The organism is Arthrobacter sp. HY1533, assembly GCF_027568515.1.
Classification (GTDB): domain Bacteria; phylum Actinomycetota; class Actinomycetes; order Actinomycetales; family Micrococcaceae; genus Specibacter.
Genome location: NZ_JANKZF010000063.1, coordinates 1 through 1,209 on the forward strand (window position 1 = coordinate 1; position 1,209 = coordinate 1,209).

The following is a 1,209-nucleotide window of genomic DNA, read 5'->3' on the forward strand; positions in this document are numbered from 1 at the left end:
CCGGTTCGGGTGTTCCTGTGCGGGATATGCGGGTGGGGATTGTTGGTTTTGGTTTGCGGGCCTCGTTGTGGAAGCAGGTGCATCGTCCGGGCCTGGGTTCTGAGGTGGTGATGGTGTGTGATTTGTCTGAGCGTGGCCGGGCTGATGCGGCAGAGAAGATTCCGTCTGCGGTTGTGACCGGTGATTTGGATGAGTTGCTCGGGGCTGGTTTGGATGCTGTGTTGGTGTTGACGCCGGATAATCGTCATGCCGAGGTGGCTGTGCGGACGCTGAAGGCTGGTATTCCCACGTTTTGTGAGAAGCCGTTGGATGTGACCTTGGAGGCGGCGGATGCGATCCTGACGACGGCGTTTGAGTCCGGGACGCGGTTGTATGTGGGGCACAATATGCGTCATATGCCGGTGGTGGTGCAGATGCGTGAGTTGATCGAGGCCGGCACCATTGGTGAGGTGAAGGCTGTGTGGTGCCGTCACTTTGTGGGCAATGGCGGGGATTACTACTTCAAGGATTGGCATGCCGAGCGTGCCAATTCCACCTCGTTGTTGTTGCAGAAGGGTGCGCATGACATTGACGTGATTCATTGGTTGGCCAATGGTTATTCGCGCCGTGTTTCTGCCATTGGCGATCTGGCGGTGTATGGGGATGTGACCTCGCGCCGGGACAATTCGGATCGGCGGATGTGGGATTGGTTCTCCTTGGATAACTGGCCGCCCACGGAGCAGACGGATTTGAACCCGGTCATTGATGTTGAGGACATTTCGATGATGCAGATGGTTTTGGACAATGGTGCGTTGGCGTCGTACCAGCAGTGCCATTTCACTCCGGATTACTGGCGCAATTACACGGTGATTGGCACCAAGGGTCGGATTGAGAACTTTGGTGATGGTCCCGGGGATGTCATCAAGGTGTGGACCACGCGTTCGCAGGAGGGTTTTGTGGCTCCGGATGTGGAGGTGGAGATCCGTGATGGTGAGGGTGGCCATGGTGGTGCTGATCCGTTGTTGATTGAGGAGTTCCTGCGGTTTGCCCGTGAGGGTGGGGCCACGGAGACGTCTCCTGTTGCTGCGCGTGAGGCGGTGGCTGCCGGGATCCTGGCGGCGCAGTCGCTGCGTTCCGGGGGAGGGGCCTTGGAGGTCCCGGCGTTGCCGGCGGAGCTCGTGGAGTACTTCAACAACGGGCAGGTCAAGGCCACAGCCTAACCACCCACCA

Annotated in this window: 1 protein-coding gene; it reads left to right on the top strand. The window is 58.8% G+C overall.

What is annotated here, in order from left to right; all coding sequences use genetic code 11:
• The first annotated feature begins 26 nt into the window (after positions 1 to 26).
• Entirely contained in the window at positions 27 to 1,199 is a 1,173-nt protein-coding gene (locus tag PCK14_RS19285) for a Gfo/Idh/MocA family protein (protein WP_269940137.1), read from the top strand.
• Positions 1,200 to 1,209 lie beyond the last annotated feature (10 nt).

Coding starts and splice junctions, on each gene's coding strand:
- PCK14_RS19285 (WP_269940137.1), top strand. CDS start 27: ATGCGGGTGGGGATTGTTGGTTTTGGTTTGCGGGCCTCGTTGTGGAAG.